General features: G+C 66.7%; 19 protein-coding genes. 4 read left to right on the forward strand and 15 right to left on the reverse strand.

The genetic code is table 11. The annotated features are described in order from the left end of the window. Nucleotides 1-75: 75 nt before the first annotated feature. The 6 genes from AC3WLC_RS09065 to AC3WLC_RS09090 all read right to left on the reverse strand — a co-directional run bounded on the left by AC3WLC_RS09065 (nt 76) and on the right by AC3WLC_RS09090 (nt 8,451). Complete coding sequence (locus tag AC3WLC_RS09065; RefSeq protein WP_493683596.1) at nt 76-1,662, reverse strand: ABC transporter substrate-binding protein; 1,587 nt, start codon at nt 1,660-1,662, stop codon at nt 76-78. A gap of 191 nt (nt 1,663-1,853) precedes the next feature. Further along, nucleotides 1,854-3,347, reverse strand: coding sequence for an amidase (locus tag AC3WLC_RS09070; protein WP_493683597.1), 1,494 nt, complete (start codon nt 3,345-3,347; stop codon nt 1,854-1,856). 127 nt (nt 3,348-3,474) lie between these two features. Further along, nucleotides 3,475-4,872: a dihydrolipoyl dehydrogenase gene (lpdA, locus tag AC3WLC_RS09075; protein ID WP_493683598.1), complete on the reverse strand. Its 1,398-nt coding sequence runs from the start codon at nt 4,870-4,872 to the stop codon at nt 3,475-3,477. A gap of 16 nt (nt 4,873-4,888) precedes the next feature. Beyond that, complete coding sequence (locus AC3WLC_RS09080) at nt 4,889-6,199, reverse strand: dihydrolipoamide acetyltransferase family protein (RefSeq protein ID WP_493683599.1); 1,311 nt, start codon at nt 6,197-6,199, stop codon at nt 4,889-4,891. After that, on the reverse strand, nt 6,199-7,215 hold the full coding sequence (locus AC3WLC_RS09085; RefSeq protein ID WP_493683600.1) for an alpha-ketoacid dehydrogenase subunit beta: 1,017 nt from the start codon (nt 7,213-7,215) through the stop codon (nt 6,199-6,201). Before AC3WLC_RS09085 ends, AC3WLC_RS09080 begins: the two co-directional genes overlap by 1 nt. Nucleotides 7,216-7,218: 3 nt before the next feature. Next, nucleotides 7,219-8,451, reverse strand: a complete 1,233-nt coding sequence (locus AC3WLC_RS09090; protein ID WP_493683601.1) for a 3-methyl-2-oxobutanoate dehydrogenase (2-methylpropanoyl-transferring) subunit alpha — start codon at nt 8,449-8,451, stop codon at nt 7,219-7,221. A gap of 209 nt (nt 8,452-8,660) precedes the next feature. On the opposite strand from AC3WLC_RS09090, the gene AC3WLC_RS09095 reads away from it, so the two are divergent. Next, a complete protein-coding gene (locus AC3WLC_RS09095; protein WP_493683602.1) occupies nt 8,661-9,161 on the forward strand; it encodes an Lrp/AsnC family transcriptional regulator in 501 nt (166 codons plus the stop codon). A gap of 227 nt (nt 9,162-9,388) precedes the next feature. Here the strand turns inward: AC3WLC_RS09095 and ggt are convergent, their stop codons facing one another. The 7 genes from ggt to AC3WLC_RS09130 form a co-directional block, all read right to left on the reverse strand. Then, nucleotides 9,389-11,002 (reverse strand): gamma-glutamyltransferase, encoded by a 1,614-nt coding sequence (gene ggt / locus AC3WLC_RS09100; RefSeq protein WP_493683603.1) that lies wholly within the window; start codon nt 11,000-11,002, stop codon nt 9,389-9,391. Nucleotides 11,003-11,134: 132 nt separating this feature from the next. Next, the gene (locus AC3WLC_RS09105; RefSeq protein ID WP_493683604.1) at nt 11,135-12,781 is read right to left on the reverse strand and encodes an ABC transporter ATP-binding protein; all 1,647 of its coding nucleotides are present in this window, start codon (nt 12,779-12,781) and stop codon (nt 11,135-11,137) included. Continuing rightward, nucleotides 12,778-13,596, reverse strand: a complete 819-nt coding sequence (locus tag AC3WLC_RS09110) for an ABC transporter permease (RefSeq protein ID WP_493683605.1) — start codon at nt 13,594-13,596, stop codon at nt 12,778-12,780. The genes AC3WLC_RS09105 and AC3WLC_RS09110 overlap by 4 nt, the downstream gene beginning before the upstream one ends. After that, entirely contained in the window at nt 13,593-14,537 is a 945-nt protein-coding gene (locus tag AC3WLC_RS09115) for an ABC transporter permease (RefSeq protein WP_493683606.1), read from the reverse strand. The genes AC3WLC_RS09110 and AC3WLC_RS09115 overlap by 4 nt, the downstream gene beginning before the upstream one ends. Before the next feature lie 34 nt (nt 14,538-14,571). After that, the gene (locus AC3WLC_RS09120) at nt 14,572-16,125 is read right to left on the reverse strand and encodes an ABC transporter substrate-binding protein (protein ID WP_493683607.1); all 1,554 of its coding nucleotides are present in this window, start codon (nt 16,123-16,125) and stop codon (nt 14,572-14,574) included. A gap of 63 nt (nt 16,126-16,188) precedes the next feature. Continuing rightward, nucleotides 16,189-17,733: an ABC transporter substrate-binding protein gene (locus tag AC3WLC_RS09125; RefSeq protein WP_493683608.1), complete on the reverse strand. Its 1,545-nt coding sequence runs from the start codon at nt 17,731-17,733 to the stop codon at nt 16,189-16,191. A 35-nt stretch (nt 17,734-17,768) separates the two neighbouring features. Further along, on the reverse strand, nt 17,769-18,653 hold the full coding sequence (locus AC3WLC_RS09130) for an alpha/beta hydrolase family protein (RefSeq protein ID WP_493683609.1): 885 nt from the start codon (nt 18,651-18,653) through the stop codon (nt 17,769-17,771). 152 nt (nt 18,654-18,805) lie between these two features. Between AC3WLC_RS09130 and AC3WLC_RS09135 the strand changes: the two genes are divergently transcribed. After that, nucleotides 18,806-19,453, forward strand: coding sequence for a GntR family transcriptional regulator (locus AC3WLC_RS09135; RefSeq protein ID WP_493683610.1), 648 nt, complete (start codon nt 18,806-18,808; stop codon nt 19,451-19,453). On the opposite strand, the gene AC3WLC_RS09140 is transcribed toward AC3WLC_RS09135, so the two are convergent. Then, entirely contained in the window at nt 19,450-21,009 is a 1,560-nt protein-coding gene (locus tag AC3WLC_RS09140) for an ABC transporter substrate-binding protein (RefSeq protein WP_493683611.1), read from the reverse strand. The genes AC3WLC_RS09135 and AC3WLC_RS09140 overlap by 4 nt on opposite strands. A gap of 52 nt (nt 21,010-21,061) precedes the next feature. Beyond that, entirely contained in the window at nt 21,062-22,204 is a 1,143-nt protein-coding gene (locus tag AC3WLC_RS09145) for a C45 family autoproteolytic acyltransferase/hydrolase (RefSeq protein WP_493683612.1), read from the reverse strand. 84 nt (nt 22,205-22,288) lie between these two features. On the opposite strand from AC3WLC_RS09145, the gene AC3WLC_RS09150 reads away from it, so the two are divergent. Beyond that, nucleotides 22,289-23,170 (forward strand): GntR family transcriptional regulator, encoded by an 882-nt coding sequence (locus AC3WLC_RS09150; RefSeq protein WP_493683613.1) that lies wholly within the window; start codon nt 22,289-22,291, stop codon nt 23,168-23,170. Nucleotides 23,171-23,247: 77 nt separating this feature from the next. Beyond that, nucleotides 23,248-24,588 carry an omega-aminotransferase AptA gene (aptA, locus tag AC3WLC_RS09155; protein WP_493683614.1) on the forward strand — a complete coding sequence of 447 codons (1,341 nt, stop codon included), beginning with the start codon at nt 23,248-23,250 and terminating at the stop codon, nt 24,586-24,588. Nucleotides 24,589-24,604 lie beyond the last annotated feature (16 nt).

Raw genomic sequence — 24,604 nt, forward strand, 5'->3', positions numbered from 1 at the left:
GGTGCCAGCCAGCGCCTTCTCGTCATGAGATTCTCGGGTCGGCGCTACGCGCCGCCCGAGAATGACGGCGAGATTTCACCCCCGCTTCAACCCCCACGGATAGGGCGCCGAGCCCGGCAGCATGCCGGTCAGGCCCTTGCGATAGGCCGTCTTGATCACGAACTGGCCGAGCGGGATGGTGGCGCATTCCTCCAGCGCCAGCCGGCCGAGCGCGACCGCCACCTGCTTCTGCTTGGCCTCGTCAGGTGCGTAGAGCCATTCCTCGGCCATCTCCTCGGCCTTGGCATTGGTCCACCAGCCGAACCAGCCCTTGTCGCCGGGGCCGCGCACGAGATTGGACAAAGCGGGGTTGCCCCAGCCGACCGCAGCACCGGTGGTGTGGAAGATGCTCCAGCCACCCTTCTCGACCGGCTCGCGGCTGTTGCGGCGCTGGATCACCGTACCCCAGTCGCTCGCCGCCATCTCGACATTCATGCCCATCGCCTTCAGCAGCTCGTAGGTGACATCACCGAGCGGGCCGATATCGGGGAAGTCGGTCGGGTTGATGATGACGACCTTCTCGCCGTTGTAGCCGGACTCCTTCAGCGCCGCCTTGGCCTTGTCGAGGCTCTGCGGCATCAGGTCCTCGAGCTCGCCGGTGTAATAGGGCGTGCCGCGCCACCACAGGTTCCGGCAAACCTGCCAGGCGGTGGTGTCGTCGCCCTGCGACGCCCGCATATAGTCTTCCTGGTTGACGCCGAGGCGGACCGCGGCGCGCACCTTCGGATTGTTGAAGGGCGGCTGGAGATGGTTCAGCCGCATGATCGAGCCGCGGCCGTTCTTGTCGATGACCTCGCGGACGATGTCCGGGCTTTTCGCCAGCAGCGGCTGCAGGTCGGCGAGCGGGCGCTCCCACCAGTCGATCTCGCCCTTGGTCAGGGCGGCGGCGGCGGTCGCAGGGTCGGGCAGGATCGGCCATTCGACGCGCTTGAAATGCGCGACCTTGCCGCCGGCATTGCGGCTCGGCGGCTCGCTGCGCGGCTTGTAGGCCTCGTTCTTCTCGTAGACGACGCGGCTGCCCGAGACATATTCGCTGGCGACGAATTTATAGGGACCCGAGCCGGTCATCTCGGTGACCTGCTTGGTCGCCTCGGTCTTGGCCAGGCGCTCCGGCATGATGAAGGGCGGGTTGTCCGCCTTGGCCATGCAGTCGAGCATCATCGGGAAGGGCCGGGTCAGCTTGATCTCGATGGTGCGCTCGTCCGGCGCCCCCCAGGCTTCGACCGCCTTGATCAGCAGCTGGCCATAGGGGTCGCGCTGGCACCAGCGCTTCAGGCTCTCGATACAGTCGATCGAGCGGACCGGCTGGCCGTCATGGAAGGCAAGGCCCTCGCGCAGCTTGATCTTCCAGACCTTGCCATCGGCCGAGATCTCATGGCCCTCGGCCATTTGTGGCTGCGGCTTGAGGTCGAGATCACCGCCATAAAGCGTGTCGAATACGTAGTAGCCGTGGTTGTTGGTGACGGTCGCCGTCGTCCAGATCGGATCGAGCGAGGTGAGGTTGGCCTGCGGCGCCATCTTGAGCACGGTTGCGCTCGGCGCTTGTGCGAGCGCCTCGCGGGCGAGCGCTGGAGCGAACAGGGCGGCGGCTGCCGTGCCCTGCAGGAACTGACGACGCTTCATATATCTCTCCCCTTTTTATGATTGGTTAGTGCGGAAACTCTCCGTCATTCCGGGGCAGGCCAACAGGCCTGAGCCCGGAATCCAGAACCGAGACGTTGATCGTGAAACCTCCGGAAGCGGTCTGTCCATCCTGAACGGGCATCGGTTCTGGATTCCGGGCTCGACCCTGCGGGTCGCCCCGGAATGACAGCCTAGTCGAAGCCGAGGAAATTCGGGCTGTCCGCCAGCCTCGGAGCGGCCTTCAGCTTGGCGATATCGGGCACGGGGCGCGCCGTCAGCGGATCGCCCGCAAGAAGCTGCTCCAGCGCGGCGGCGACGGCAAGCACCTTCGCGTCGCCGCCGCGCGGGCCGACGATCTGCAGGCCGAACGGCATGCCGTTGCGATCGAGCCCGACCGGCAGCGAGATCGCGGGATGGCCGACGATCGTCACGGCATAGGCATTCGCCAGCCAGTGGAAATAGGTGCGGGTCGGCTTGCCGTCGATCTCGGCCGGGTAGAGCTCGGACCAGGGCCGCGGCGACAGTGTGATCGCCGGCGACAGGATGACGTCGTAGCTTTCGAAGAAGCGCTGCCACTCATGATAGAGCACGGTCTGCTGCTTCAGGGCGCGGGTGACGTCGAGCGCGCTGTAGCGCAGGCCTTCCTCGACATTGGCGCGGACATTGGGGCCGACCTTGTCGGGCGTCTTGATCGAGCGCTCATGATGGCTGGCGAGGAAGGAGACGGCGCGCAGCACTTCGAAGCTCTCATCGGTGCCGGAGCAGTCGGGCGTCGCCTCGTCGGCCCGGGCGAAGACCTTGCTGAAGCGCCCGACCTTGTCGGCGAAGACCTCGCGGATGTGTTTCTCGGTCGGCGTGAAGCCGAAATCGGGAGTGATCGCGACTCTCAGCGAGGCGAGATCGCAATGCTCCGGCCGGGCAAAGTCTTCCGCGCGCCGGACCTGCTTGCCGTGGATGATCGTCGCCAGCGGGTCGGCGGCATCGTCGCTGACCATGGCCCCGAGCAGCAGGCAGAGATCCGGCACGGTGCGGGCCATCGGGCCGAGCACCGGCAGCGGGTTCCAGCCGAGCGGGCGCTTGTCGCTCGGCACCAGCCCCGGCGTCGGGCGGAAGCCGACGATGCCGTTGAAGGCGGCGGGATTGCGCAGCGAGCCGCCGGTGTCCGAGCCGGTGGCGATCGGCACCATATTGGTCGCGAGCACGACGCCCGAGCCGCCGGAGGAGCCGGCGGCGGAGCGCGAGGGATCGAACGGGTTGCCGGTGACGCCATAGACGGCATTGCGGGTGTTGGCGCCGGCGCCCCATTCGGGCGTGTTGGTCTTGCCGACGATGACCGCGCCGGCCTTGCGCACCGAGGCGACGATGCCCTGGTCCTGCGTCGGGACATGGTCGGCGAAGAGCGGGCTGCCATAGGTGGTGCGCAGGCCGGCGACGTCCTCGAGGTCCTTGATCCCGATCGGCAGGCCGTGCAGCGCCGGCAGAGCGTCCCCGCGCATGGTGGCCGCATCGGCCGCCTTCGCCGTGGCGCGGGCGCGCTCGTCGTCGCGCGCCACCATGGCGTTGACGGCATGATCGACCGCGTCGATGCGGGCGAGGCAGCTTTCGAGCAGTTCGCTCGCCGAGAGCTTCTTCTCGCCGATCAGGCGGCGGGCGGCGACGGCATCGAGATCGCAGGGTTCGGTCACGGCAGAAAGCTCCGGCAGTCAGGGCGGGTCCGTCCTGACCCGTCCTGCCAGTCGAAGCGGCCTGAGCCGCTACGTCAACCCTCGCCGGGTTGAGTGCCGGCCTGCGTTCGCCTCAGATGTGCAAGGCTCAGATGTGCAAGGCGTGGCCGAGCGCCTTCAGCGCCGATTCCTGGAAGGCCTCGCCCAAGGTCGGGTGGGCGTGGATCGTGCCGGCGACGTCTTCGAGCCGCGCGCCCATCTCGATCGCAAGGCCGAAGGCGGTGGACAGCTCCGAGACGCCCTGTCCGACCGCCTGGATGCCGAGGACAAGATGGTTGTCGGCCCGGGCGACGATGCGGACGAAGCCGGCCTCGCCATGGCGGGTCATGGCGCGGCCATTCGCCTGGAACGGGAACAGCCCGATCTTGGTCTCGTAGCCGGCCGCCTTCGCCTCGCTCGGCGAGAGGCCGGCCGAGACGATCTCGGGGTCGGTGAAGCAGATCGCCGGGATGCAGGCCTTGTCCCAGATCCTCGGCTCGCCGGCGACGATCTCGGCGACCATCTCGCCCTGCGCCATGGCGCGGTGGGCCAGCATCGGCTCGCCGGTGACGTCGCCGATGGCGTAGATGCCGCGCATCGAGGTCTCGCAGCGCTCGCCGATGCGGATGAAGCGCCCGTCCATGTCGAGCACGAGCTCGTCAAGGCCGAGCTTGGCCGTCGCAGGCGCCCGGCCGACGGTGACCAGGATCTTGTCGGCCGGCAGTTCGCGCTCCTTGCCGTCTGCCGTCTCGATGCGCAGGCCGTCGCCCTTGGCGGTCTGCCCGAGCGCCTTGGCCCCGAGCAGGACCTCGACGCCGAGCGCCGAGAGGCTCTTGGCCACGGGCCCCGTCAATTCGGCGTCGTAGAGCGGCAGGATCTTGTCCTGCGCTTCGACCACGGTGACCTTGCTGCCGAGCTTGGCGAAGGCGGTGCCGAGCTCGAGCCCGATATAGCCGCCCCCGACTACGACGAGGCGCTTCGGCAACTCGGTCAGCGCGAGCGCGCCGGTCGACGAGATGACGTTGCCGCCGAAGGGCAGGAAGGGCAGCTCGACCGGGACCGAGCCGGTCGCGATCACGATCGTCTCGGCCGTGATGGTCTTGGGGCCGGTCTCGGTCTCGACCGCCACGGTCTTGCCGTCGCGGAAGCGGGCCTGGCCGTGGACGATCTTGACCTTGGCCTTGCGCAAGAGGCCGGCGACGCCGTTGTTGAGGCGCTGGACGATGCCGTCCTTCCAGGCGACGGCCTGCTTCAGGTCGAGCTTGGGCTCGGCGGCGGTCAGGCCGAAGGGCGTCTTGCCGGCGGCGGCATGGGCCGCCTTCTCGAACTCCTCGGCGACATGGATCATCGCCTTGGACGGGATGCAGCCGATGTTGAGGCAGGTGCCGCCCAGCTTGGTGCTCTCGACGATGACGGTGTCGATGCCGAGCTGCCCGGCGCGGATGGCGCAGACATAGCCGCCCGGGCCGGCACCGATGACGAGGAGCTTGCAGGTGATGTCGGTCATAGCTCGCTCCCGCCGCTCACATATCCACGAACAGCGTCGCCGGGGTCTCGAGCAGCTCCTTCAGCCGCTGCACGAAGACCGCCGCGTCCCAGCCGTCGATAACGCGGTGGTCGAAGCTGGAGGAGAGGTTCATCATCTTGCGCGGCACGAAGGTGGTGCCGTCCCAGACCGGGCGGACGACCATCTTGTTGACGCCGACGATCGCGACCTCGGGATGGTTGATCACCGGCGTGGTGGCGATACCGCCGAGCGCGCCGAGCGAGGTGATGGTGATTGTCGAGCCGGTGAGCTCGTCGCGAGTGGCCGAGCCGTCGCGGGCCCGTTCGGCCAGGCGCGAAAGCTCGATGGCGCAGCCCCAGAGGTCGCGCGCCTCGGCATGCTTGACCACCGGTACCATCAGACCGGCCGGCGCCTGCGTGGCGATGCCGATATCGATGCCGGCATGCTGGTGGACGATGCCGGCCTCGTCGTCATAGAGCGCGTTGAGATTGGGCTGCTCGGCGAGCGCCTTGACCATCGCCCGCATCAGGAAGGGCAGTATCGTCAGCTTCGGCCGTTCGGCCGTCGGCTTCTTGTTGAGCGCGGCGCGCAGGTCTTCGAGAGCAGAGACGTCGACTTCTTCGACAATCGTGATGTGCGGAATGCGCGACTTCGACAGCGCCATCTTCTCGGCGATGCGGCGGCGCAGGCCGACGACCTTGACGTCGGTGATCGCGGTCCTGGCGACGAGCCCGCCCTTGGCCGGAGCCTCGGGGCCGCGCAGGATGAAGGCGTCGATATCCTCATGGGTGACACGGCCGGCCGGGCCGGAGCCCTGGACCTGGCGCAGGTCGACGCCGGCCTCGCGCGCCTTCAGCCTGACAGCGGGGGATGCCAGCGGCTTCTCGCCGACCGGGCGGCGCGGTGCAGGCGTGGTGGCGACGGGCGCCGCGCGGGCCGGAGCCGCCGGCTTTGGCGTCGGCATCTGCTTGGGAGCGGGCTCCGGAGCTGCTGCCGGCATGGCCGGAGGAGCCGCGGCAGCGGGCTTGTCCTTCGGCGGCTCGACAGGCGCCTCCGCCTCGGCAGGCTCTTCGCTCGCGGTCCCGCCTGAGACCTTCAGCTTCACCAGCGCCGAGCCGATCGCGACGGTGTCGCCGATCTCGGCGCCGACCCAGGTGACCTCACCCTCGACCGGGGAGGGGATCTCGACGGTCGCCTTGTCGGTCATCACCGCGGCGATCAGGTCATCCTCGCGGACGATGTCACCGACCTTGACGTGCCACTCGACCAGCTCGGCCTCGGCGATGCCCTCGCCGACATCGGGCAGCTTGATGATGCGCTCGGCCATCAGCGTGCCTCCATGATGTCGCGAAGCGCCCGTCCGAGACGGGCGGGGCCGGGGAAATAGTCCCATTCCTGGGCGTGCGGATAAGGCGTGTCCCAGCCGGTGACGCGCATGATCGGCGCCTCCAGATGGTAGAAACAGTGCTGCTGGATGAGCGCGGCGAGCTCGGCGCCGAAGCCCGAGGTCAGCGTCGCCTCGTGCAGGACGACGCAGCGGCCGGTCTTGGCGACGGAGGCCACGATCGCGTCGAGATCGAGCGGCAGCAGGGTGCGCAGGTCGATGATCTCGGCGTCGATGCCAGTTTCTTCGGTGGCAGCCTGGGCGACATGGACCATGGTGCCGTAGGTCACGATGGTGACGGCCGAGCCCTCGCGGCGGATCGCGGCCTTGCCGAGCGGGATGGTGTAGTGGCCTTCCTCGACCTCGCCGAGCTCGTGCTTCGACCAGGGCGTGACCGGGCGGTCGTGATGGCCGTCGAACGGGCCGTTATAGAGCCGCTTCGGCTCGAGGAAGATCACGGGATCGGGATCCTCGATCGCCGAGATCAGCAGGCCCTTGGCGTCGCGCGGATTGGACGGCACCACCGTCTTCAGGCCGGAGACGTGAGTGAACAGGGCTTCCGGGCTCTGACTGTGGGTCTGGCCGCCGAAGATGCCGCCGCCGGTCGGCATGCGGATCACCATCGGGCAGGTGAAGTCGCCTGCCGAGCGGTAGCGCAGGCGCGCGGCTTCCGAGACGATCTGGTCATAGGCCGGATACATGTAGTCGGCGAACTGGATCTCGACGCAGGGGCGCAGGCCATAGGCCGCCATGCCGATCGCGGTGCCGACGATGCCGAGCTCGCTGATCGGTGCGTCGAAGCAGCGGTTGACGCCGTATTTCTGCTGGAGGCCATGGGTGCAGCGGAAGACGCCGCCGAAATAGCCGACATCCTCGCCATAAACGACGACGTTGTCGTCGCGGCCCATGGAGACGTCGAGGGCCGAGCGGATCGCCTCGATCATGGTCATGCGGGCCATGGCTCAGACTCCGATCTGCTGGCGCTGGCGGCGCAGATGCGGCGGTAGCTCGGCATAGACATCCTCGAACATGTCGCGCGAGGAAGGCTTGCCGCCGGCGTGCAGCGTGCCGAAGCTCTCGGCTTCCTTCTGCGCGGCGATGACGGTCGCCATGATCTCGGCCTCGGCCTGCTTGTGGCGCTCCTCGGTCCAGGCGCCGATCGCGATCAGGTGCTGCTTCAGCCGGACGATCGGGTCGCCGAGCGGCCAGTCGTCGGATTCGTGCTTGGGTCGGTAGGCGGAAGGATCGTCCGAGGTCGAATGCGCGCCGGCGCGGTAGGTGACATATTCGATCAGCGTCGGCCCGAGATTGCGGCGGGCCCGCTCGATCGCCCATTGCGCCACGGCATAGGTGGCAAGATAGTCGTTGCCGTCGACGCGGAGCGCCGGGATGCCGAAGCCGAGGCCGCGGGCGGCGAAGGTGCCGGAGCCGCCCCGCGCAATGCCCTGGAAGGTCGAGATCGCCCACTGGTTGTTGACGACGTTGAGGACGACCGGGGCCTTGTAGGTCGAGGCGAAGACGAGGGCGGCGTGGAAATCCGACTCGGCGGTCGAGCCGTCGCCGACCCAGGCGGCTGCGATCTTGTTGTCGCCCTTAATCGCCGAGGCCATCGCCCAGCCGACGGCCTGCACATACTGGGTGGTGAGGTTGCCCGAGATCGAGAAGAAGCCGTTCTCCTTCGAGGAGTACATCACCGGCAATTGCCGGCCCTTCATCGGGTCGCGCTCGTTCGAGTAGATCTGGCACATCATCTCGACGAGCGGATAATCGTGCGCGATCAGCAGCCCGGCCTGGCGATAGGTCGGGAAGTTCATGTCGCCCTTGCCGAGCGCGATGCGGAAGGCGCAGGAGACGGCCTCCTCGCCTGTGTGCTGCATGTAGAACGAGGTCTTGCCCTGGCGCTGCGCCATCTGCATGCGGGCGTCGAAGGCGCGCAGCGTCAGCATATGGCGCAGGCCTCGGATCAGCTCGTCCTTGGAGAGCTCCGGCACCCAGGGACCGACCGCCTCGCCCTCGCGATCGAGCACGCGGATGATCGAATAGGCGAGGTCGCGGATCTCGCGGGGGTCGACATCGACCGGCGGGCGCTGCACCGAGCCGGCCTTGGGGATCACGACATGGGAGAAGTCGGGTTTTTCGCCGGGGCGACTCGCGGGGACGGGAACATGGAACCGAAGCGGTGAGGGGTCTGTCATGTCCACGCTCCCTAGGCTCTGTCTGACCCAGCATTTCGCCTTGCGATGCTGGCCGCAAGGCGCGTTTGCAGGTGCGCCCGCCGAGGCGCTGTCGTTATTCGGGTATGTTAGGATGGTCGTACATCGATTTCTTGCCGAAATGGCCTTGTGATTTGCCTTCGCTCGGATGATCTTTCTGCAATCCCGATACTAAGCGGAAAATTCACCTGATGGCGATCAAGGCGCGGCGCGGTGAAGAGCTCGATGCGATCGACCGGCGCATCCTCTCGGCTCTGAACGAGGATGGCAGGCTGACGATCAATGCGCTGGCCGAGAAGGTCGGGCTCTCGCCCTCGCCGTGCTGGACGCGGGTGAAGCGGCTGGAGGAGAGCGGCGCGATCGAGAAATACGTCGCGGTGCTGAACCACCGCGCCCTAGGGCTCGACAATGTCGTCTTCATCGAGATCACGCTCGACAAGCATGACGACAAGCTGCTCGACCGTTTCGGCGAGGCGCTGACGCGGATTCCCGAGGTGGTCGAGGCCCATCTCGTCACCGGTGACTACGACTATCTGGTCAAGGCCGTGGTCAGCGGCACCGAGCACTATGAGCGCTTCCTGCGCGAGAAGATCTACCGTCTGCCGGGGATGCGGCAGTCGCGCACGACCTTCGGCCTGCGCACGCTGAAGCGGGCGATCTCGGTCGACCCGCTGCAGATCGCGCCGGTTTGAGCGGAGCCGTCATTCCGGGGCGCCGCGCAGCGGCGAGCCCGGAACCCATGAACACGACGCCGCTCCAACTCGTCATGCTCGCCCTTGTGGCGAGCATCCACGTCTTCAACCCCGTTTTGCTCGAACGCAGACGTGGATGGTCGGGACAAGCCCGACCATGACGCGAAAGGTCATGTTCATGGGTTCCGGGCTCAAGCCTTCGGCTTGCCCCGGAAAGACGGGAGACTCTACGCCGGCACTGAGATCGCCATGCCGTCGCGCTGCGGGTCGGCGCCGCCGGTCGCGAGCCCGTCCTCGATCTTGACGCCGTGGAGCGCGGCGAAGGGATAGCTCTGGGCCGAGCGCTTGACGTCGTAGCCCTCGGCCTTGAGCTGCGCCTCGACGCTGCGGCGGATGCGATTGCTGATGTCGATCGAGTTCGAGACGCCCATGACACGCGGCGCCGCCACAGACTCCAGCATCGACATCTCGAAATCGATGACGTTCATGATGCCCTGCGCCATCGCCGGGGCGATATAGCTGCCGCCCGGTGCGCCCATGACGATGAAGGGCTTGTCGCCCTTGAAGACGATGGTCGGCGCGGCCGAGGATGAGCGGCGCTTGCCGGGCGCGATCGAGCCGGCGCGGCCGGGGCGCGGGTCGAAGCGGCTCATCGTGCCGTTGTAGATGAAGCCGAGGCCCTCGGTGATCGCGCCGGACGGGCTGCCGAGCGTATGGGTCAGCGCGACCGCATTGCCGTGCCGATCGACCACGGTGACATGGGTGGTCTCGCGCTGAGAGGAGCGCTCCAGGCGCTTCACATCGGCGCGCTCGCCGCGGCGGATGCTCTCGGCTTGGCTTGCCGCATGCTCCTTCGAGATCAGGCGCTCGACCGGCACGTCGACATAGGCTGGGTCGCCCATGAACTGATCCTTGTCGATGGTCATGCGCTTCATCGCTTCCGCCAGCAGGCGGACATGCTCGGCGCCGCCATGCGTGAGCGAGCCGATGTCGAAGGCCTCCAGCATGTTGAGGATCTGCAGCATCGACATGCCGCTCGCCGGCGGCGGCGAGGTCGAGATGCGATGGCCGCGATAGGAACCCCAGATCGGCTCGGCGACGGAAAGCTCGTAGCGGGCGAGATCCTCGCGCGAGATCAGCCCGCCATGCGCCGCGAAGTCGGCGGCGATCTCCTCGGCGAGCTCGCCATGGTAGAACAGGTCGGCGCCGCCCTTGGCGAGGCGTTCTAGGGAATTCGCCATGTCGGTGTTGACGATGACGTCGCCGGGGCGCTTCGCGCTGCCATCCGGGCGGAAATAGAGGCGTTTGCCTGTCTCGCTGTAGCGCAGCTTGTCCGAGGTGTTGACCTGGCCGGAGCCGCTCTGATCCTGCGTCCAGAACCAGTGCATGTGCGGGCGCACCAGCACGCCCTCGCGTGCCTGCTTGATCGCCGGGGCCATGACATCCGCCCAGTCCATCGTGCCGAAGCGCGACAGCACATGGTCATAGCCCTTGACGCTGCCGGGCGTGCAGACGGCGAGATGTCCGAACTCGTTGATGCCGCCTTCGAGCAGGAAGGCGAAGCCGTCGCGCGACTGGCCGCGCAGCTTGTCGAGCCACATGTCCGGCTTTGCCGCATAGGAGGCGCGGGCATAGAACTCGACGATCTCGTGCACGCCCTTGCCGGGCATGTAGAGCTGCATCGAGCCGAAGCCGCCGATGCCCGACATCAGCGGATCTACCACCCCTTGCATGAAGGCGCAGGCAATCGCCGCATCGATCGCATTGCCGCCACGCTCCATCACGGCCGCGCCGGCTTCGACGGCCTCCGGCTGCGGGGCGACGATCATTCCGTTCTTCATGGCGAGGGCTCTTCAGTTCGCATTGCACTTTCCGTCATGGTCGGGCTTGTCCCGACCATCCACGTCTTCCCTCGGGCAGGGCGGTGTTCAAGACGTGGATGCTCGCCACAAGGGCGAGCATGACGGCTGTCATCACGCCGGCTCAGCGAGCCGCCAGAACAGGCGGACGCCGCCATCTTGCGTGCTCTCCAACCCGGGCACGGCTGAGAGCAGCTTGCGGGTATAATCATGCTGGGGGGCGTCGAAGATCTGGTCTCGGGTGCCTTCCTCCACGATGCGGCCCTCATGCATGACGATGACGCGGTCGGAGACCTGCTCGACCACGCCGAGGTCATGGCTGATGAACAGGCAGGAGAAGCCGTGCTTGCGCTGCAGCTCGGCGAAGAGCTCCAGCACCTGCGCGCGCACGGTGACATCAAGCGCTGAGACCGGCTCGTCGGCGATGACGAAGCTCGGCCGGCGGATGATGGCGCGGGCGATGGCGACACGCTGGCGCTGGCCGCCGGAGAGCTCGTGCGGATAGCGCTCGGCAAAGCCGTCGCCAAGCCCGACCTCGCTTAACACCTCGGCGAGCCGGACCTTCTTCTGCGCGGTGCTCATGCCCTTGACCAGCCGCAAGGGCTCACCGACGAGCTCGCCGATCGTCATGCGCGGGTCGAGCGAGGAGTAGGGATCCTGGAAGACCATCTGGCAGTTCAGTCGATAATCCCAGTAGGCCGTCTCGCTCCTGTCGATCGGCTTGCCGTTGAACAGGATCGCGCCCTCGCTCGGCTTGATCAGCCCGGCGATGGCGTGGCCGAGCGTGGTCTTGCCCGAGCCCGAGCCGCCGACGACCGAGACGACCTCGCCGGGCTTCACCTCAAGGCTGATGCCGTGCAGCGCCCGCTTGGGCTGCTCCTTGCGGAAGAAGCCCTGGCGGCCGCCATAGTCGACGACGAGACCGTCGACCGAAACCAGCGGCGTCGCTACCTCGGGCAGGTCGCGCGCCGGCTCGCGATGCGGCATCGCGGCGAGCAGCTTGCGGGTATAGGGATGCTGCGGCCGGGCTAGGATGTCTTCGCTGTTGCCGTGCTCGACGACATCGCCCTGGCACATCACGACGATGCGGCTGCAATAGCGCGCGACCATGCCGAGATCGTGCGAGATCAGCAGCACCGCGGTGCCGTTCTCCTTGGTCAGGTCGACCATCAGCTCCATGACGTCGCGCTGGACGACGGCGTCGAGCGCGGTGGTCGGCTCGTCGGCCAGGAGCAGCGCCGGCTTCAGCAGCATCACCGATGCCAGCATGATGCGCTGGCGCATGCCGCCGGAATACTGGTGCGGATAGGCGTTGAAGGCGCCTTCGGGATCGCGGATGCCGACGCGGCGGAGCATGTCGAGGATCAGCTCGCGCCGGCCGGCGGCGTCGAGCTTGCGATGCAGCGCCAGGCCTTCCTCGAGCTGGCGCCCGATCAGCATGGACGGGTTGAGCGAGGTCATCGGCTCCTGGAAGACCATGCCGACCTTGGCGCCGCGGATCGCCCGCAGGCGCTTTTGGGCCATGGTCGTGACCTCCTCGCCGTCGAAGCGGATCGAGCCGGAGATCAGCCGTACTGCTGGCGGGATGAAACCCATCACGGCGCGGGCGGCGAGCGTCTTGCCCGAGCCGGATTCGCCGACGATGCCGACGATCTCGCCGGGCGAGACGCTGAAGCTGACATTGTTGACCACGGTGCGGCCGCTCGCGCCGATCCGCAGGGTGAGGCCATCGACCTCCAGCAAAGGCTTGGCAGAGGTCATCGCGCACCCCTCATCCGCGGGTCGAGCTTGTCGCGCAGGGCGTCGCCGAGCAGGTTGATGCCGAGCAGAGTCAGCGAGATGCACAGGCCCGGGAAGACGCCGAGCCAGACGGCCTGGCCGATATAGGGCCGGGAGCCCGCCAGCATGTTGCCCCAGGTCGGGGCCGGCGGCGGCACGCCGAGGCCGAGGAAGGAGAGCGAGCTCTCCGCCAGCAGCACCCAGCCGAACATCGAGGTCGCCAGCACGGTCAGCGGCGCGATGCAGTTCGGCAGGATGTGACGGGCCATGGTGAAGCCCTCGGAGTTGCCCATCACCCGCGAGGCCGAGATGAATTCGCGCTCGCGCAGCGACAGCACGGTGCCGCGCACGATGCGGGCGACCGAGGGCGCATAGGCGATGCCGAGCGCCAGGATGATGCCGTATTTGTTGGCGCCGACCACGGCGAGCAGGCCGAGTGCCAGCAGGATGCCGGGGAAGGCGAGCAGCGCGTCGTTGAAAGCCATGATGGTGCGGTCGACCCAGCCGCGGACATAGCCGGAGAACAGGCCGATCACGGTGCCGAGCGACACGGCGAGCGCGACCGTCAGCAGGCTGATCCAGACCGACGTGGCGGCGCCCGCCATCAATCGCGAGAGCACGTCGCGGCCGAACTCGTCGGTGCCGAGCCAGTGCATGGCGGAGGGCGCGGCGAGCTTGGCGCGAAAGGAGAGCCGCAAGGGGTCGTAGGGGGTCCAGACGGAGCTGACGCTTGCGACGATGGCGAGGAAGCCGATCAGCGTGCCGCCGACCAAAGCGTTGGGAGCGGGAAGCCTCATTGCGCCGTCACCCTCGGATCGAAGATCGGATAGCAGAGGTCAATCACGAGATTGACCAGCACATAGGTGAAGGCGACGAAGAGCATGCAGCCCTGGATGACGGGATAGTCGCGAGCGAAGATCGAATCGACCAGAAGGCGGCCGAGGCCGGGGATGGTGAAGACCGTTTCGACCACCGCGATGCCGCCGAGCAGGTTGCCGAGCACGAGGCCGATCAGCGTCCAGGTCGGGCCGAAGGCGTTCTTGAAGGCGTGGTTCCAGAGCACGGCGCTCTCGGTCAGGCCCTTGGCGCGGGCATGGGTGATGTAGTCGAGCCGGAGCACTTCCAGCGTCGAGGCGCGCGCCATACGCAGGATCACGCCGATTTCGTGCAGGAACAGCGTCATGATCGGCATGATCAGATAGAGGATGCCGGCCATAGGATTTTCGGCGATCGAGGTGTAACCGACCACCGGCAGCCATTCGAGCTTGAGCCCGAAGAACAGCAGCAGCAGCAGGCCGAGCCAGAAGGTCGGGATCGACAGCAGCAGGGTCGCGACGACGACGAGGCCGAGGTCAAGCGAGGTGTCCTGCTTCCAGGCGGCGAGCACGCCGGCTGGCACGGCGACGAGGCTTGCGAGCGCGACCGCGACCAGCACGATCTGGGCGGAAATCCAGAAACGCTGCAGGATCAGCGGCAGCACCGCCTGCTGCGAGTTGATCGACTGGCCGAGATCGCCCTTGAGCAGGTTGCCGAACCAGATGCCGAACTGGACCGGCAGGCTCTGGTCGAGGCCGAGTCTGGCCTGCAGGTCGGCGATCGAGGCTGGGGTCGCGAGATCCCCCAGCATCAGCGAGGCCGGATCGCCCGGGATCAGCCGGATCAGCGCGAACACCGAGACCGACACGATCAGCAGCGTCGGCACGGACATCAGGATGCGCGTCAGCGCGAAGCGCAGCATCGGTTTCCTCCCCGGTGCGCGATGGCAGGTGGCGTCAGTTCGCCAGCGTCACTTCCCACATGCGCAGCTTCGACTGCCACGGCTTGAAGCCCTGGACGCGCTTGGCATGGGCGATGATGTCGAGGCCGTTGAAGGCGAAGATCATCGGGACTTCGTCGATGACACGCTTGTGCAGTTCGTCGACGAGCTTCTGGCGCTCGGCCCGGTCGGAGGTTACGTAGAGCTTGTCGATCTGCTTCTGCGCCTCCGGATTGTCCCAGGTCTTGCGCGGCTGCTTGTCCTTCGGCCCCGAGAACTGCTCGAAGGCGATGGCGGGATCGAAGCGGGCCGAGAAGGAGAAGGACTGCATCTGGTAGTTGCCCTTGTTGAAGCGGTCGAGCTGGGTCGCCCAGTCGAGCACCTCGATCTCGGCGTTGACGCCGACGGACTGCAGCATCTGCTGGGCCACCACCGCGGCCGGGAAGCTCGGCACGGTCGGGCGCTTGTTGGCGAGGATCACGATCTTCTCGCCCTTGTAGCCGGCTTCCTTGAGCAGGGTCTTGGCGCGGGCCGCGTCGAACACATGGCCCTTCTTCTCAACCTCGCTGAAATAGCTCGAGCCGGAATAGATCGGCGAGGTGTTGGGCCTGCCGAGGTCGTTGTAGAAGGAGGCGACGATCTCATCCATGTCGAGCGAGGCTGCGATCGCCTGGCGCAGCTTCTGGTTGCCCATCACCGCGTCCTTGGTCTGGATCAGGAAGACGTGCCTGACGGCATTGGGCTCGGCCGCGACCGAAAGCTTCGGGTTCTTCTTCAGTTCGGCCGCGTCGCTCGGCAGGATCTCGGCCATGTCGAGCGCGCCGGAGATCAGGCCGGCCTTCACCGTTGCCGGATCCCTGACGACGAGGAACTTGACGTCCTTGAGCAGCGGGCGTTTGGAGCCGACATAGCCGTCGGCCTTGCCGCCTTCCTTGGGCGACTTGTAGCCCTCGAAGGCGGTCATGGTGAAATATTCGCCGCGCTTCCATTCGCCGAACTTGTAGGGGCCGGTGCCGATCGGCTTGTCCCAGCTGCCATCGGCCTTGACCGAATCCTTGTGCAGGATCGCGGTCATCGCGCAGTCGGTGCGGGCGAGCGTGTCCAAGAAGAGCGCGTTCGGCTTGTCGATCTGCATCACCACGGTGCGGGCGTCCGGCGCCGTCACGGACTCGACCTTGAGGCCGGAGCGGCCGTCGAATTCCGAGGTGCAGCGCCAGTCGGTCTTCGGATCCATGTAGCGGTTCCAGCTCCACAGCACGTCGGCCGAAGAGAGCTCGGCGCCGTTGTGGAACTTGACGCCCTGGCGCAGCGTGAAGGTGTAGGTCTTGCCGTCGGCGGAGAGGTCGACCTTCTCGGCGAGCAAGGGCGTCGCGACGCCGCCTTCATTGTAGCCGACGAGGCCCTCGACCAGTTGCAGCGCAAAGTCGTCGGTGTTGTCGTCGCGGTTGACGCCGGGATTGTTGCTGCGGATGTCGGCGGCGACCGCCACCGTGATCGACTGCGCCATGGCTGGCGCTGCAAAGGCGGCGGTGGCGAGGAGGGCGGCGGCCGGCGCAAACAGATACTTCATCTCGGTCCCCTGTCGTTTTTTGAGTTGTCGTTGTGATCATCAGGCCGCCGCGTCTGCGACGGTTCAATTGGCGAGGCCGACCTCCCAGAGCCGCGGCTTCGAGGCGACCCAGGGCGCGAAGCCCTGCAGGCGCTTCGACACGACGGCGGTGTCGACCTGGTTGTAGAGGAAGATCAGCGGCGCATCGGCGAGCATCAGCTTGTGCAACTCGTCGAACAGCTTCTGGCGCTCGCCCTCATCGGCGGTGATCGTCGCCTTCTCGATCAATTCGTCGGCGCGGCGGCTGTCCCAGGCCTTGGACGGGTAGGTGTCCTTGGGGCCGCTGAACTGATTGTAGCTCTGGGCCGGATCGATGCGGGCGGAATAGCTGAAGGACATCATCTGGTAGTTGCCCTTGCTGTAGCGGTCGAGCTGCGTCGCCCATTCCAGCACTTCGATCTCGCTGGTGATGCCGGCGGCCTGCAGCATCGCCTGCGCCACCACCGCGACCGGGAAGCTCGGCACGGTCGCGCGCTTGTTGGCGATGAGCTTGATCGTCTGGCCCTTGTAACCGGCCTCCGCCAGCAGCTTCTTCACCCGTGCCGGATCGTTGCTGTAACGCTGGCGCTGGACCTCGCTGTAATAGGGCGAGGCCATGTGGACGGCAGAGTTGTTGACCTTGCCGAGCTCGTTCGAGGCCTGGGCGACGAGTTCGTCGAGATCGAGCGCCGCCGCGATCGCCTGGCGCATCCGGACATCCGATAGCAGCGGATCGCGGCTTTGCAGGAGCAGGGCATGCTTGGTCGCGCTCGGTGCGGTCACGACCTGAACGCTCTTGCTCTTCTGCATCTCCGGCAGGTCGGAATCCGGGATATCCGCGACATGCAGCGCGCCCGAGAGCAGCCCGGCCTTGACGGTCGCGCCATCGGCGATGGCGAGGAACTTGACCTCCGGCACCAGCGCATTCTTGCGGCCGACATAGCCGTCGCGCTTGTCGCCGGCCGGCGAGACGTAAGCGTCGAAGCGCTTCAGCGACACGAATTCGCCGCGGCGCCAGTCACCGAGCATGAACGGGCCGGTGCCGATCGGCCTGTCGAAGGAGCCGTCGGGCTTCAGCGAGTCCTTGTGGACGATGGCGACCATGGCGCAATCGGTGCGCGCCATGGTGTCGAGGAAGAGCGCGGTTGGCTTCTCCAGCGTCATCACGACGGTCGCGGGATCGGGCGCGGTGACGCCCGTCACCTTCATGCCGATGCGGCCATCGAATTCCGACCGGCAGCGCCAGTCGGTCTTCGGATCCATGTAGCGGGTCCAGTTCCAGAGGACGTCGGCCGAGGTGAGCTCGGCGCCGTTGTGGAACTTGACGCCCTTGCGCAGGGTGAAGGTGTAGGTCAGCCCATCGGCCGAGGTCGTGACCTTTTCCGCCAGCAGCGGCGCGACGGCGCCGTTCTCGCGATAGCCGACCAGCCCCTCGACCATGTGCAGCACGACGGCGTCAGTGTTGTCGTCGCGGTTGACGCCCGGATTGGTCGAGCGGATGTCGGCATTGAGCGCGACATTGATCGTCTGCGCCGCAGCGGGACTCGCGAGAGCAAGGAGAGCGAAGGCGGAGATGAGCCGGCGGTTCATGGTCGTTCCCCTCGCTGTTCGCGGCCCAGGCGGCCTCAGGCCGCCTTCGCCGCGCCGGATCGGCGCTCGGCGAGCACGTCGGCGAAGAAGTCCTCGACCCGCGAGACCGCCTTCAGCCCGTCATGCGGCATGTTCGGAACCAGATCGAAGCGGACGCTGATGCCGTGCTCCTCGAAATTGCGGCGCAAGGTGTCGAGCCGCTCCGGGCGGTTGGTGCCGGCACGGTTGGCGTCCGGCATCCAGCTGGCATTGCCGGGTTGGTGAGTGATCTCCCAGGTCTCGAGATCGGCGGCGCCGACGATCATCTGGACCGCGACCTTGCGCATCGCTTCGATGTCGGGAGCGGTGCCGAAGAGTTCGGCCATGTTGCGGGTGCCGACCCACCAGTCGCGCGTCGGGTCGAGCAGCGTCACCGAGCCCGGCGCGCCGATCGAGGCGGCCCAGAGCTTGTTCGGTTGCAGCATCAGGAAGCGGTGGGTGAAGTGGCCGCCGCCGGAATAGCCGAACAAAGCGAAGCGGTCGAAGCGCAGGCCGTAATGCTGGGCGACCTCCTCGACCATGGCGAGCAGGATGTGGTCGTAACGGACCTCACCCTCGCGCATGTACTTGAAGCCGTTGCGATTGCCGTCGCCCATCACGCCGATCGGAAAGAGCGGGGCGAGGATGATGCAGTTGTTCCAGCGGCCGAAGGCCTCGAAGGCGTCGCGATAGCCGGTGAAGCCGCGACCGGTGCCGTGCATGGTGACGACGAGTTCGGGTGCCTGGCCGCCCTTGCCGAGGCTCTTCGGCACATAGAGGCAATAGCTGAAGCGCGGATCGGCCTTGCAGGCGATCACCGGCGTCGGGCCGAGGTCGTAGAGCGCGCGGGCGATCGCCGCCGCATCGTCCTGCTTGGCGGGCTTTGCGGTGGGAACGGTCATGCGGCGTTTCCTGATTGGTTATAAGATTGGCGCCAATTTTGTTGCATGATACGATCGGCCCCGCAAGCCGGATTCGACAGATGTTGTGCCGGCTGCGCGCGACGCGGGTGAGCCAGTTCACAAGCGTTGTCGAAATGCTCTAGAGACCCGTGATGGCCACCCGTCCCAAGACCCAACGCGCCAAGGGCGAACTTGCCAATGAGATCGCTCGGGCGATCCATGGCCGTGCCTATCGGCCGGGTGAATGGCTGCGGCAGATCGACCTCGAAGAGGCGTTCCAGGCGACTCGCTTCGATGTCCGCGCGGCGCTCGACGAGCTCGCCGTGCGCAAGACGATCGAGCATGTGCCCAATCGCGGCTATCGGGTCGCCGAGATTGATATCGCCACCTATCGCGCGATCCGCGACACCCGCATCATCCTGGAGAGCGCCGCGTCCCGCCTCGTGATCGGCAAAATCGACGATGACGTGATCGCCAGGCTCGATACGCTCGCCCATGAATTCAGCGAGGCGGTGCGGAGCGGGACGCGTCCGCAGCAGAGCGAGATCAATCGCGCCTTCCATAGCCTGATCTATGATCATTGCGGCAATCCGGTGCTGGCGGAGACGATCTGGAGCCTGCGCGACCGCTCGCGTGGTTCGGCGGTCACGGTCTGGGCCTCGCATCAGGCCCTGCTCGCCAGCGATGCCGACCACCACGCCATGGTCGCAGCGATCCGCGCCGGGGATGGCGAGCGGCTGGCCGCACTCACCGCCCATCACATCATCAAGGACCTGATCGAGGTTTCCGGGGAGGCCTAGTCCGCGACCGTCACTTCCCAGAGCCGCGGCTTCGACAGGATCGAGGAGTTGTAGCCCTTGATCTTCTTGCCGAAGGCGCCGGCGTCGATGCCGTTATAGAGCATCACCATCGGCACATCGGCGATGAAGCGCTGGTGCAGTTCGTCGAACAGCTTCTGGCGTTCGGCCTTGTCCGAGACGACCATCGACTTGTCGAGCAGCGCCTGTGCGTTCGGGTTGTCCCAGACCTTGCGCGGCTGCGTCGCCTTCGGGCCGGTCACGGATTCGAAGGAGAGAGAGGGGTCGAGCCTGGCCGAATAGGGGAAGGCCTGGAGCTGGTAATTGCCCTTGCTGTAGCGGTCGAGCTGGGTCGCCCATTCCAGCACCTCGATCTGGACGTTGATGCCGGCGGCCTGCAGCATCTGCTGCGAAACGACGGCGGCGTCGAAGCTCTGCGGGTAACGCTTGTTCGCCAGCATCACCAAGGGCTCGCCCTTGTAACCGGCCTCCTGCAGCAGCTTCTTGGCCGCGGCGAGATCGTGATTGTAGCCCTTGGCTTGCGCCGGCCCGTAATAGGACGACTTCGCCGGTACGATCGAGTTGTTGCGCTTGCCGAGCCCATCGGTGACCTGCGCGACCAATTCCTCGGTATCGATCGCCGCCGCGATCGCCTGGCGCAGCTTGACGTTGCCGAGCAGCGGATCGCGGGTCTGCAGGAGGATGCCGACCAGGCCCATGTTCTGCGTGATCGACAGCTCGACGCGTTTGTCCTGCTTGAGTTCCTTGACCTCGGCATTGGCGACATCCGGGACGATGTCGATGTCGCCGCGCAGAAGTGCCGCCTTGGCGGTGGCACCGTCCGGGATGACCATGAAGCGGACTTCGTCGACGAGCGGGCGCTTGCCGCCGGTATAGCCGTCCGGAGCGCCCGGCAGGCTGGCATAGGCCTCGTTGCGGCTGAGGCGGATGAATTCGCCGCGCTTCCATTCGGCGAATTTGTAGGGACCGGTGCCGATCGGTTTGTCGAAGGAGCCGTCGGCCTTGACGGAGTCCTTGTGCAGGATCGCGGTCATCGCGCAGTCGGTGCGGGCGATGTTGGCGAGGAAGAGCGAGCTCGGCTGGTCGAGCTTGAAGACGACGGTTGCCGGATCGGGCGCCGTGACAGCCTCGACCTTGGCGCGGCCGCGGCCGTCGAATTCCGACAGGCAGCGCCAGTCGGTCTTAGGATCTATATAGCGGTTCCAGCTCCAGACCACGTCGGCCGAGGTGAGATCGGCGCCGTTATGGAACTTGATGCCCTTGCGCAGGGTGAATGTGTAGCTCAGCCCGTCGGGCGAGACCGCGACCTTCTCGGCCAGCAGCGGCTTGACCTCGGAGTCCTCGCCATAGGCGACGAGGCCCTCGACGACATGCAGCATTACGGCGTCGGTATTGTCGTCGCGGTTGACGCCGGGATTGATGCTGCGGATGTCGGCGTTGAGGTGCACCCGCAGCGTCGCGGCCGCGGCCGGCCATGCGGCGGCGGTCGCAAGGCCCAATCCGGCGAGGGCGAGGGAAAGGCGGCGTCGGCTGTGCATCGGCGGGTTCCCCTTGTCTTTTGGTCTTGGCTTGGACGCTGTCGGTGCCGCCTTATTCGGCGGCTTGCGCCAGCGTCATGGGTTCATCGGTGAGGCTGTAGCGGGTGAAGATGCGGTTGAGGGCCGGAAGCGGCGCGACCTCCATCGTTCCCTTGGCCGGCTGCATGATCACCATCGAGACGGTGGCCGAGAGATTGCCGGTGTCGTTGAGGCGAGGCGGTCGACAGACCGAATGCGGCGTCAGGAAATCGTCGAAGAAGGCCTGCTTGAGGTCGTCGACGGTGAGCTTGCGGCCGGCCTCGTTGAGCAGCTTCCTGACCCGCCAGTCGCGATAGAAGCTCTCGGGCACGCGCGGCGTGCCGGTATCGGTGATCTTGGTCAGCGCGACCTGGCCGACCCAATGGTTGGCGTGCACGATCAGCCCGTCCTCGGGATAGAGCGGAAAGGCGGCGTCGGGGGCGCACTCGAAGTCGATGCCGAAGCCGGCGACGGTCGAAAGCATCATGTTGTTCGAGCAGGCCTTCGGCGTCGTCGCCACGGCCTTGATCGCGAAGGCGAAATGCTCCTGCTCCAAGACCTTGCGGCGGATCAGGGCGAGCGGCACGCCGGTCTGCGTGAAGTCGCGCTCGCTTTCGAGATAGTTGGCGGTGATCGAGATGCCGGCCGCGTTCATGCCGCAGCGGGCAAGGCCGCCGGCCTCGACGAAGGTGAGGAAATCCGGGCCGTCATCGCGGCGCACGCGCAGCACGATAGCGGTCTCCGCGCATTCGGCCTTCCAGTCCCAGTTCTGGCCGTGGATCAATTGGCCCGAGGCGCTGCGCTCGGGCAGGATGATCGCGCCGGTGCAGCCGTCGTCGAGATCTTCCTCCGCTTCGACCGGCTTGCTCTTCTCCAGCTTCGCCTTGGCGATCACCTCGGTGCGGGCATTGATCATGATGACGTCTTCGAGCGCGACCCCGGCGCCGTCGGCGATGCCACGCATCTCCTCGACATAGTGCTTGCCGAAGGCCTCGATCTCGCGGGCGAACTCGCCGATCAGGCGCGACTTGGCGGCGGCGTCGTAGCCGAGCTCGCCGAGCTGTCCGCCATAGAGTTCGATCGAACGCTTGACGCGCTTGGGCACCGCCGCACCATGCTGGCGGCCGCGCTCATAGGGCGTGCCGGAGACATCGACGAAGGGAAAGGGCTCGACCATGGCCGGATCTCCGCGGGTTCGCGCTGGTACTGTGTCTGGCTATAATGTATTTCATTTCAAACTAAGACAATCAAGAGCCTTTCAATGACGACGCCCACACGATTGCAGCAGGAGATCGCCGAGCGGATCCTCCGCATGGTCCGGGAGGACGGGCTCGAAGCCGGCGCCTGGCTCAACGAGAACAGCGCAGCGCGCCGCCTCAACGTCTCGCGCACGCCGGTGCGCGCGGCGATCGACCATCTTGCCCGGCAGGGGCTGGTGCGGCGGCATCCGAACAGGGGTGTCGAGCTGCTCAGCGCACCGGAGGCCGGTGCCGATCCCGGCGCGAGCACCGATGCGACCGAGTTCGCCATGGTCAGGGTGGCGCAGGACCGGCATGGCGGGCGCCTGCCCGACGAGATCTCCGAGCTCGAACTGATGCGGCGCTACGAGCTCGGCCGGCCCGAGGTCCAGCGCCTGATGGCGCGGCTCGCCGATCTCGACATGGTCGAGCGCAAGCGCGGCTATGGCTGGCGTTTCCTGCACGAGCCGCGCGACCAGTCGGCCCATGACGAGCGCTACCGCTTCCGGCTGCTGATCGAGCCGATGGTCTTCCTTGAGCCCGGATTCGCGCTAGACCAAGGCTGGATCGACGAGATGCGGGGCCGGCACGAGCAGACCCTGTCGCAACCCTGGAAGGAGAGCTCGGCGATCGGCTTCTACGAGATGAACGCCGACTTCCATGAGGGGCTGGCGGCGGCCTCGGGCAACCGCTTCATCCATTCCGCCATCCGCCGGCAGAACCAGATGCGGCGGCTTTCCAACTATGACTGGACCTATGGCTATGAGCGCGTCGTGGTGAACAGCCGCGAGCACTTGCAGATGCTGGCGACGATCGAGGCCGGCGATCTCCAGCTCGCCAGCGCGCTGATGCGCAGCCATCTCCAGCGCGCCATGCAGCTGCGCCGTCCGGATGGGCTGGACTGATGCGGTCTGGATTTCTCGCTATTGTCTTTTGAGTTTAAGAAAGACATCATACGGTGATCCATAGCGAGGACCTGCCGATGACCGCGCCTGCCTTTGCCGCCGAAAGCCGCCGCGACAACGCTCCCGATGCGTTCTGGATGCCGTTCACGCCGATGCGCGCCTTCCGGCAGGCGCCGCTGCTGTTCGAGCGGGCCGAGGGCATGCACTACGTCACCCCGGACGGACGGCGCGTGCTCGACGGCATGGCCGGGCTCTGGTGCGTCAATGCCGGGCATGGCCAGGAGAAGATCACCGAGGCGATCCGCGCTGCCGCCGGCCGGCTCGACTTCGTCTCCTCGTTCAAGATGAGCCATCCCGATGCGCAGGCCTATGCCGCGCAGCTCTGCGACTTCGCACCCGAAGGCATCGAGCATGTCTTCTTTGTCAATTCCGGCTCGGAAGCGGTCGACACCGCCCTGAAGATCGCGCGCGCCTATCATCAGGCCCGCGGCCAAGCCGGGCGCACCAAGCTGATCGGCCGGGCCAAGGGCTATCATGGCATGGGCTGGGGCGGACTCTCGGTCTCCGGCATCGGCCGGCACAAGGCCGCCTTCGGGCCGCTACTGCCCGATGTCGCGCACCTGCCGCTGCCTTATGACCGCACGACCATGGCCTTCTCGCGCGGCCGGCCGGAGGGTGAGCTCGCCGCGGCCGAAGCCCTTGAAACCCTGCTGCAGATCCATGATCCCCAGACGGTCGCCGCCGTCATCGTCGAGCCGGTGACCGGTTCCGGCGGGGTCTATCCGCCGCCGAAAGGCTATCTCGAACGCCTGCGCACGATCTGCGACAAGCACGGCATCCTGCTGATCTTCGACGAGGTCATCACCGGTTTCGGCCGGCTCGGTGCGCCGTTCGCAGCGCAGGCCTATGGTGTCAGGCCGGACCTGATGAGCTGCGCCAAGGGCATGACCAATGGCGCAGTGCCGATGGGCGGCGTCCTCGTCGCCGGCCATGTTTACGAGGCCTTCATGGCCGGCCCGCCCGAGGCGATCGAGCTCTTCCACGGCTACACCTATTCGGCCCATCCGCTCGCCTGCGCCGCCGGCCTCGCGACGCTCGACGTCTTCGCCGAGCAGGACATCCTTGGCGGCCTCGCCAAGGTACTGCCGCTCTGGGAGGAGCGGGCGCACCGGCTGAAGGGCGCGCCCCATGTCGTCGACATCCGCACCGCCGGCCTGCTCTGCGCGATCGATCTCGCGCCGCGCCCCGGCGCCGATGGCGTCAGGGGCGGGGAGGCGAACACGCTCTGCCTCGACGCCGGCGTGCTGATCCGCAATGCCGGCGACACGCTGGTGCTGTCGCCGCCATTGGTGATCGCGCCTGCCGAAATCGAGGAGATTTTCGCCGCGATCGAGCAGGCACTGGGGCGGATCGCCTAAGGGGGCGGCGAGGCTG

The sequence above is a fragment of the Allobosea sp. GW821-FHT03A12 genome, from assembly GCF_058986765.1.